Source organism: Pseudomonas atagonensis (assembly GCF_011369485.1).
GTDB classification, from domain to species: domain Bacteria; phylum Pseudomonadota; class Gammaproteobacteria; order Pseudomonadales; family Pseudomonadaceae; genus Aquipseudomonas; species Aquipseudomonas atagonensis.
On record NZ_VXCA01000026.1, the window covers coordinates 79,726 to 87,244 of the forward strand.

Annotated in this window: 8 protein-coding genes; 5 read left to right on the forward strand and 3 right to left on the reverse strand. The window is 59.8% G+C overall.

The genetic code is table 11. The features are described 5' to 3' along the window. The first annotated feature begins 8 nt into the window (after positions 1-8). The 4 genes from F2P67_RS18710 (at position 9) to F2P67_RS18725 (ending at position 3,645) form a co-directional block, all read left to right on the forward strand. The gene (locus F2P67_RS18710) at positions 9-347 is read left to right on the forward strand and encodes a YbaB/EbfC family nucleoid-associated protein (protein WP_003223337.1); all 339 of its coding nucleotides are present in this window, start codon (positions 9-11) and stop codon (positions 345-347) included. 262 nt (positions 348-609) lie between these two features. Beyond that, positions 610-1,644, forward strand: coding sequence for an NADP-dependent oxidoreductase (locus F2P67_RS18715; RefSeq protein WP_166222340.1), 1,035 nt, complete (start codon positions 610-612; stop codon positions 1,642-1,644). A gap of 66 nt (positions 1,645-1,710) precedes the next feature. Further along, positions 1,711-2,313, forward strand: a complete 603-nt coding sequence (gene recR, locus F2P67_RS18720; RefSeq protein ID WP_166222341.1) for a recombination mediator RecR — start codon at positions 1,711-1,713, stop codon at positions 2,311-2,313. Positions 2,314-2,496: 183 nt separating this feature from the next. Beyond that, complete coding sequence (locus F2P67_RS18725) at positions 2,497-3,645, forward strand: acyl-CoA dehydrogenase family protein (protein WP_166222342.1); 1,149 nt, start codon at positions 2,497-2,499, stop codon at positions 3,643-3,645. Positions 3,646-3,765: 120 nt separating this feature from the next. Here F2P67_RS18725 and F2P67_RS18730 read toward each other — a convergent pair whose 3' ends face one another. Both F2P67_RS18730 and fnr read right to left on the reverse strand, forming a co-directional pair. Beyond that, complete coding sequence (locus tag F2P67_RS18730) at positions 3,766-4,314, reverse strand: adenine phosphoribosyltransferase (RefSeq protein ID WP_166222343.1); 549 nt, start codon at positions 4,312-4,314, stop codon at positions 3,766-3,768. Between the two features lie 75 nt (positions 4,315-4,389). Then, positions 4,390-5,124, reverse strand: a complete 735-nt coding sequence (gene fnr, locus F2P67_RS18735; protein ID WP_025110355.1) for a fumarate/nitrate reduction transcriptional regulator Fnr — start codon at positions 5,122-5,124, stop codon at positions 4,390-4,392. A 154-nt stretch (positions 5,125-5,278) separates the two neighbouring features. Between fnr and F2P67_RS18740 the strand changes: the two genes are divergently transcribed. Then, a complete protein-coding gene (locus tag F2P67_RS18740) occupies positions 5,279-5,761 on the forward strand; it encodes a hypothetical protein (RefSeq protein ID WP_166222344.1) in 483 nt (160 codons plus the stop codon). On the opposite strand, the gene hemN is transcribed toward F2P67_RS18740, so the two are convergent. Continuing rightward, complete coding sequence (hemN, locus tag F2P67_RS18745) at positions 5,758-7,140, reverse strand: oxygen-independent coproporphyrinogen III oxidase (RefSeq protein ID WP_166222345.1); 1,383 nt, start codon at positions 7,138-7,140, stop codon at positions 5,758-5,760. The genes F2P67_RS18740 and hemN overlap by 4 nt on opposite strands. Positions 7,141-7,519: the final 379 nt, after the last annotated feature.

Genomic DNA, 7,519 nt, shown 5'->3' on the forward strand with positions numbered 1-7,519 from the left:
TGATTCCCATGATGAAAGGTGGCATGGCCGGCCTGATGAAGCAGGCGCAGCAGATGCAGGAAAAAATGGCCAAGATGCAGGAAGAACTGGCCAACGCCGAAGTCACCGGCAAGGCCGGCGGCGACATGGTCACCGTGGTGATGACCGGTCGTCACGACGTTAAAAGCGTGAGCATCGACCCAAGCCTGGTCGAAGGCCTGAGCGAAGACGACAAAGAAATGCTGGAAGCCGTCGTAGCTGCCGCCGTTAACGACGCCGTGCGCAAGATCGAAGCCAACAGCCAGGAAAAAATGGGCAGCATGACCGCTGGCATGAACCTGCCGGCCGGTATGAAACTGCCATTCTGATTCGCCATCCGGCGGCAGATGAGCTACACAAAATGCCAGGCATTGCGCCTGGCATTTTTGTTTCTGGCCGGTAGAAATGTGTTGGCGGTCATGACGCCTTCGCGAGCAAGCCCGCTCCCACAATTGAAATGCATTCTCCTGTGGGAGCGGGTTTGCTCGCGAATGCGTCAGTACGGTTCATCGGAATAAACATCGAACACCCTGTCGCCACAACGGTCTGCTCCCTATACCACCGAATTCACCATTCACAGGAGACGCTGACATGTCCGATCCTCTTACCCTCAACCAACGCTATGTTCTGGCCTCGCGTCCGGTTGGCGCGCCGATCCCGGAAAACTTCCGTCTGGAACGCGAAGCGTTGCCGGATCTTGAAGAAGGGCAGGTGCTGCTGAAAACCCTGTACCTGTCGCTCGATCCTTACATGCGCGGGCGTATGAGTGACGCGCCGTCTTACGCGGCACCGGTCGCAATCGGCGAAGTCATGACCGGTGGCGCGGTCAGCCGGGTCGAGCGCTCGACGCACCCGAAATTCCAGGCCGGTGATCTAGTGGTTGGCGCCACCGGTTGGCAGAGCCACAGCATCAGCGACGGACGCAACATCATTCCGATCCCGTCCGGGTTGCCGAGCCCGTCGATGGCCCTTGGTGTGCTGGGCATGCCCGGCATGACCGCCTACATGGGGTTGATGGACATCGGTCAGCCGAAAAGCGGCGAGACGCTGGTGGTCGCCGCGGCATCCGGCGCGGTCGGTTCGGTGGTCGGTCAAGTGGCGAAGATCAAAGGCCTGCGTGTGGTTGGCGTGGCGGGCGGTGCCGAGAAGTGCAAATACGTGGTCGAGGAGTTGGGTTTCGACGCCTGTATCGATCACAAGGCGCCGGACTTTGCCGAGCAACTGGCCAAGGCTTGCCCGAAAGGCATCGACATCTATTACGAAAACGTCGGTGGACATGTATTCGACGCCGTCGTGCCGCTGCTCAATGCCACGGCGCGGATCCCGCTGTGTGGCCTGATTGCAGGTTACAACGCCTCGGAGGCGCCGAAAGGCCCGGATCGTCTGCCGCTGCTGCAACGCACGCTGCTGACCAAGCGTGTACGCATTCAAGGTTTCATCGTGTTTGATGACTACGGTGATCGCCAGCCGGAATTCATCAGCGCCATGGTGCCGTGGGTGCGTGACGGCAAGGTGAAATTCCGCGAAGACGTGGTCGATGGCCTGGAGCAGGCGCCCGAAGCGTTTATCGGTCTGCTGGAAGGACGCAACTTCGGCAAACTGGTGGTGAAGGTCGCCCAGGACTGAGTATTTGACGCTGGCCAGAGGCGCGGGTATAAACCGCGTCTCGTTGTTTTGTCGGACTTTTTACCCATGAGCTTCAGCCCTTTGATTCGCCAACTGATCGACTCCCTGCGAATTCTGCCGGGTGTGGGTCAGAAAACCGCCCAGCGCATGGCGTTGCAGTTGCTCGAACGTGATCGCAGCGGCGGCACGCGTCTGGCCCAGGCACTCAGCCAGGCCATGGAAGGAGTCGGTCACTGTCGCCAGTGCCGCACGCTGACCGAAGACGATCTGTGCCCGCAATGCGCCGATACCCGCCGCGACGATACGTTGCTGTGCGTGGTGGAAGGGCCGATGGATGTTTATGCGGTCGAACAGACCGGTTTCCGTGGCCGCTACTTTGTCCTCAAGGGGCATTTATCGCCGCTCGACGGGCTCGGGCCTGAGGCAATCGGCATTCCGCAGTTGATGGCGCGGATTGAAGAGGCCGGTACCTTTACCGAAGTCATTCTGGCGACAAACCCGACCGTAGAAGGCGAGGCGACGGCGCATTACATCGCGCAGCTATTGCAGAACAAAGGCCTGATCGCCTCGCGCATTGCTCACGGCGTGCCGTTGGGTGGCGAACTGGAATTGGTGGACGGCGGCACGCTGGCCCACTCGTTTGCCGGACGCAAGCCAATCACTCTCTGAGTTCTGCATTGGCTGTTCTGGCCTCATCGCGAGCAGGCTCACTCCTACATTGGGAATGCATTCCCCTGTAGGAGTGAGCCTGTTTGCGATCAAGGCGCCTCGGTCTTTTTGGTTCAAACAATTGTGTTGAAAACCAAGCAAGCGCTCGATTAAGTTCGGCGAACCCTTCAGTGGAGTTCGCCGATGCCTGCCTTCCAGGAATACTTCGATCCCAGCCACCAAATGGTCCGCGACAGCGTCAGACGTTTCGTCGAGCGCGAGATCCTGCCGGACATTGATCAGTGGGAAGAAGCCGAAAGCTTTCCCCGTGAGTTGTACCTGAAGGCCGGCGCGGCCGGGATTCTCGGCATTGGCTACCCCGAAGCGCTGGGTGGAAGCCATGAAGGCGACCTGTTCGCCAAGGTTGCCGCCAGTGAGGAATTGATGCGTTGCGGCTCCGGCGGCCTGGTGGCAGGGCTGGGCTCGCTGGATATCGGCCTGCCGCCGATCGTCAAATGGGCCCGCCCCGAGGTGCGCGAACGCGTGGTGCCGCACGTGCTCAGCGGCGAGAAAATCAGCGCGCTGGCCGTGACTGAACCGGGCGGCGGCTCCGACGTCGCCAACCTGCAAACCCGCGCCGTGCGCGAAGGCGACTTCTATCGCGTCAGCGGCAGCAAAACCTTCATCACCAGTGGCGTACGCGCGGATTACTACACCGTCGCGGTGCGCACCGGTGCGCCGGGTTTTGCCGGCATCAGCCTGTTGTTGATTGAGAAGGGAACACCGGGTTTCACCGTCGGCCGTCAGCTGAAGAAAATGGGCTGGTGGGCCTCGGACACCGCTGAATTGTTCTTCGACGATTGCCGCGTACCGGTGGGGAACCTGATCGGCGGTGAAAACATGGGCTTCGCCTGCATCATGGGCAACTTCCAGAGCGAACGGCTGGCCCTGGCGCTGATGGCCAACATGACTTCTCAACTGGCACTGGAAGAGGCGCTGAAGTGGGCGCGTGAGCGTGAGGCATTCGGCAAGCCGATCGGCAAGTTTCAGGTCATCAAACATCGCCTTGCGGAAATGGCCACGGCGCTGGAAGTGTCGCGCGAATTCACTTATCGGCAAGCGGCGAAAATGGCGGCGGGGCAGAGCGTGATCAAGGAGATTTCCATGGCGAAGAACTTTGCCACGGACACCTCGGACCGGATCACCACGGATGCAGTGCAGATTCTTGGCGGGCTGGGTTACATGCGTGAGAGCCTGGTGGAGCGGTTGTACCGCGACAATCGCATCCTGTCGATTGGCGGCGGGACGCGTGAAGTGATGAACGAAATCATCAGCAAGCAGATGGGGCTTTAGGTTTTGCGTTGAGGTTGCCGGCCCCTTCGCGAGCAAGCCCGCTCCCACACTGGATCTGTGGCGTTCACAAATCCCCTGTGGGAGCGGGCTTGCTCCCGAAGGCGGCAGTACAGACGCCGCTTACTTATCGGTCAAAGCAAACTGCGTCAGGCAGAAGGTAGGAATCCCCATGTCTTCCAGCCGTTGCGAACCACCCAGCTCCGGCAAATCGATGATCGCCGCTGCTTCATGCACCCGCGCGCCCATGCGGCGAATCAGGTTGGCCGCGGCGATCAGCGTGCCGCCGGTGGCGATCAGGTCATCGAACATTACCACCGAGTCGCCTTCACACAGACTGTCGGCGTGCACTTCCAGGAACGCTTCGCCGTACTCGGTCGCGTAACCTTCGGCCAGCACGTCCGCCGGCAGTTTGCCTTGCTTGCGGAACAGCACCAAAGGCTTGTTCAGCTGATAAGCCAAAACCGAGCCGATCAGGAAACCACGGGCATCCATCGCACCGATGTGGGTGAAGTCGGCTTCGACGTAGCGGTGGGCGAAGCTGTCCATCACCAGGCGCAGGGCCGTTGGCGACTGGAACAGCGGGGTGATGTCGCGAAAGATCACGCCCGGTTTCGGGAAGTCGATCACAGGGCGGATCAGGGATTTGATGTCGAAGGAATCGAAGGGCATCGAGGTGTCCTGGCAGGGCTGCAAACGGCGCAGTATACCCGCGGCTGAAACGGTTCGCTCAACCGCGGATCGAGATCAGCCTTCGAGCGAGCCGCCGGCCAGTGCGCACAGCTGGATAGGATCGAGGATGTGAATCTCTTTACCCTCGGCGGCGATCAGTTCGTTTTGCTGGAAACGGGTGAACACTCGCGAGACGGTTTCCACCGCGAGGCCCAGATAGTTGCCGATTTCATTGCGCGACATGCTCAGGCGGAACTGATTGGCCGAGAAGCCGCGAGCGCGGAAACGCGCCGACAGATTGACCAGGAACGTGGCGATGCGCTCGTCGGCGGTTTTCTTCGACAGCAGCAGCATCATTTGCTGGTCGTCGCGGATTTCCCGGCTCATCACGCGCATCAACTGGCGGCGCAGCTGCGGTAATTGCAGCGCCAGTTCATCGAGGCGTTCGAAAGGAATTTCGCACACCGAGGTGGTTTCCAGGGCCTGGGCGGATACCGGGTGTTTCTCGGTGTCCATGCCGGACAGGCCGACCAGTTCGCTCGGCAGGTGGAAACCAGTCAGTTGTTCTTCGCCGGTGTCGCTCAGGCTGAACGTCTTCAGAGCGCCGGAGCGTACTGCATAAACGGAATCGAACGTGTCGCCCTGACGGAACAGGAACTCACCCTTTTTCAACGGGCGGCCGCGTTTAACGATTTCGTCCAGCGCATCCATGTCTTCCAGATTCAGAGAAAGTGGCAGGCAGAGAGGGGCCAGGCTGCAATCCTTGCAATGAGCCTGGTTGTGAGCGCGCAGTTTAACTGGCTCGGACATTTCTTAAATCCTTGTGGGAAAACACACATAAGCCGTAAGGGTAACCCACGGGAGGACATTCAGGCCAGTCTGTGGCGACTTTGTCCCACCGTCATAAAGCCGCGGGGCAAGCCGCCGATAAACAGGTATCAAACCGCATACAAGGAACGCTTCGATGACCGCCATTGGTACGCTGAACCCCGGTAACAGCGGCGTTGCGTCGTTGCTGGAGAACAACGGCAGCGCTAACGGCAAGGAGCCGGCAACCGATTCGCCATTGCTGGCAACCCCGACCTTGGTCGAGAGCGTCAAAGTGTCGCTGTCCGGTGCCGCCATCGAAAAGTCCGCCAGCGCCGGCGGGGATAACCGCGACATCGAAGAAAGCGGCTTGCCGGAAAACATCCAGCAACTGTTGAAGATGATTCGCCAGTTGCAGCAGCAGATCGCTGAAAAGAATGCGCGGATCAAAGCGGTGATGGCCGACAAGACGCTCTCCACCGAAGAGAGAATCGCCAAACTCGCCGCGCTCAAGGGCGCCATCGCCGCCCTGAACAATGGTTTGATTACCGCCAATCTGTCGCTGTCCAAGGTCATGAACCAGTCGAACCTGACCCCGGAGCAAACCATGAAAACCGCCGCATTGCTGATGAAAAACTAGATCACCCGGGAAAACCGCTGGCGGTTCTGCTGTTCCAGATAAGCGTCGAACACCATGCACACCGAACGCACCAGCAGGCGCCCGGCGGGCAACACCTCGATCCGTTCGCGATCAAGGGTGATCAGGCCATCGTTGGCCATGCCTTGCAATGACGGCCACAGCGCGCCGAAATAACCCTGAAAGTCGATGTTGAACTGCTGCTCGATCTCGGCGAAATCCAGGCTGAAGTTACAGATCAATTGCTGAATCACCGCTCGGCGCAGCCGATCATCGGCGTTGCACACCAATCCCCGGCTGGTCGCCAATTGCGCGGCGGCGAGGGTGTTCTGGTATTCGTTGAGGTCGCTGCTGTTCTGACAGTACAGGTCGCCAATCTGACTGATCGCCGACACCCCCAGACCAATCAGATCGCAATGACCGTGAGTGGTGTAGCCCTGAAAGTTACGCTGCAGGGTTTCTTCTTCCTGGGCAATCGCCAGTTCGTCGTCAGGCAGGGCGAAGTGATCCATGCCGATGTAGCGGTAACCGGCGACGGTCAATTGCTCGATGGTGCGCTGGAGCATTTCAAGTTTCTGCGTCGGGCTGGGTAATTCGTTGCCGTTGATCCGCCGTTGCGGCATGAAGCGTTCTGGCAGGTGGGCGTAATTGAACACCGAGAGGCGGTCCGGTTGCAGGCTGATGACTTCCTCGACCGTGCGGGCGAAATTGTCAGGCGTCTGCTTGGGCAAGCCGTAAATCAAGTCGATGTTGATCGAGCGAAACTGCAGGGTGCGCGCGGCGTCGATCACCGCGCGGGTTTCTTCCAGGCTTTGCAGGCGATTGACCGCCCGTTGTACCGCCGGATCGAGGTCTTGCAGGCCGATGCTGACGCGGTTGAAGCCCAGTTCGCGCAGCAGACCCATGGTCGACCAGTCCGCTTCACGCGGGTCGATTTCGATGCCGTAATCACCAGAATCATCGTCGAGCAGATTGAAATGCTTGCGCAGATGCGCCATCAACTGGCGCAGTTCGTCGTGGCTGAGAAAGGTCGGCGTGCCGCCGCCGAAGTGCAGTTGCTCGACTTGCTGTGCCGGGTCGAGGTGGCAGGCAATCAGCTGGATTTCCTGCTCGAGCCGCTGCAGGTAAGGCAGGGCGCGGCCGCGATCCTTGGTGATGACCTTGTTGCAGGCGCAGTAGTAACAAATGTTTGCGCAGAACGGCACATGCACGTACAGCGACAAGGGGCGCAGGGCCTTGCGGCTGTCGCGCAGGGCGTGGAACAGGTCGAACGTGCCGACCTGACTGTTGAATTGCACGGCCGTGGGGTATGAGGTGTAACGCGGCCCCGCCAGGTCGTAGCGGCGGATCAAATCAGTGTCCCAACGAATGGCGTCGAGCATGCGGGCATTCCCCCGGATAGGCTGGCAGTGTGGCGAGTCTATCGGGGTGCGGCGATGGGGCTGTTGATTTGCATCAACGGTGGTGGGTCACAGCGAGTCTGTGATGAGGACATTTATTGTGGCGAGGGGATTTATCCCCGTCGGGTTGCGCAGCAGCCCCTGCACTATCTAGCCTTACCGAGCAGGTGGGTTTTACGACTGCTGCGCAGCCGAACGGGGATAAATCCCCTCGCCCATATAAACGTCCTCATCACAGACCCGCTGTCACCCACCACCGTTGATGCAAATCAACAGCCCCATACCCGCACCCCGATGGCCACGCCACACCGACAGCCTATCCGGGGGTATGACAGCATGACCGACGCCATTCGTCCGGAAC

Coding starts and splice junctions, on each gene's coding strand:
- F2P67_RS18710 (WP_003223337.1), top strand. CDS start 9: ATGATGAAAGGTGGCATGGCCGGCCTGATGAAGCAGGCGCAGCAGATG.
- F2P67_RS18715 (WP_166222340.1), top strand. CDS start 610: ATGTCCGATCCTCTTACCCTCAACCAACGCTATGTTCTGGCCTCGCGT.
- recR (WP_166222341.1), top strand. CDS start 1,711: ATGAGCTTCAGCCCTTTGATTCGCCAACTGATCGACTCCCTGCGAATT.
- F2P67_RS18725 (WP_166222342.1), top strand. CDS start 2,497: ATGCCTGCCTTCCAGGAATACTTCGATCCCAGCCACCAAATGGTCCGC.
- F2P67_RS18730 (WP_166222343.1), bottom strand. CDS start 4,314: ATGCCCTTCGATTCCTTCGACATCAAATCCCTGATCCGCCCTGTGATC.
- fnr (WP_025110355.1), bottom strand. CDS start 5,124: ATGTCCGAGCCAGTTAAACTGCGCGCTCACAACCAGGCTCATTGCAAG.
- F2P67_RS18740 (WP_166222344.1), top strand. CDS start 5,279: ATGACCGCCATTGGTACGCTGAACCCCGGTAACAGCGGCGTTGCGTCG.
- hemN (WP_166222345.1), bottom strand. CDS start 7,140: ATGCTCGACGCCATTCGTTGGGACACTGATTTGATCCGCCGCTACGAC.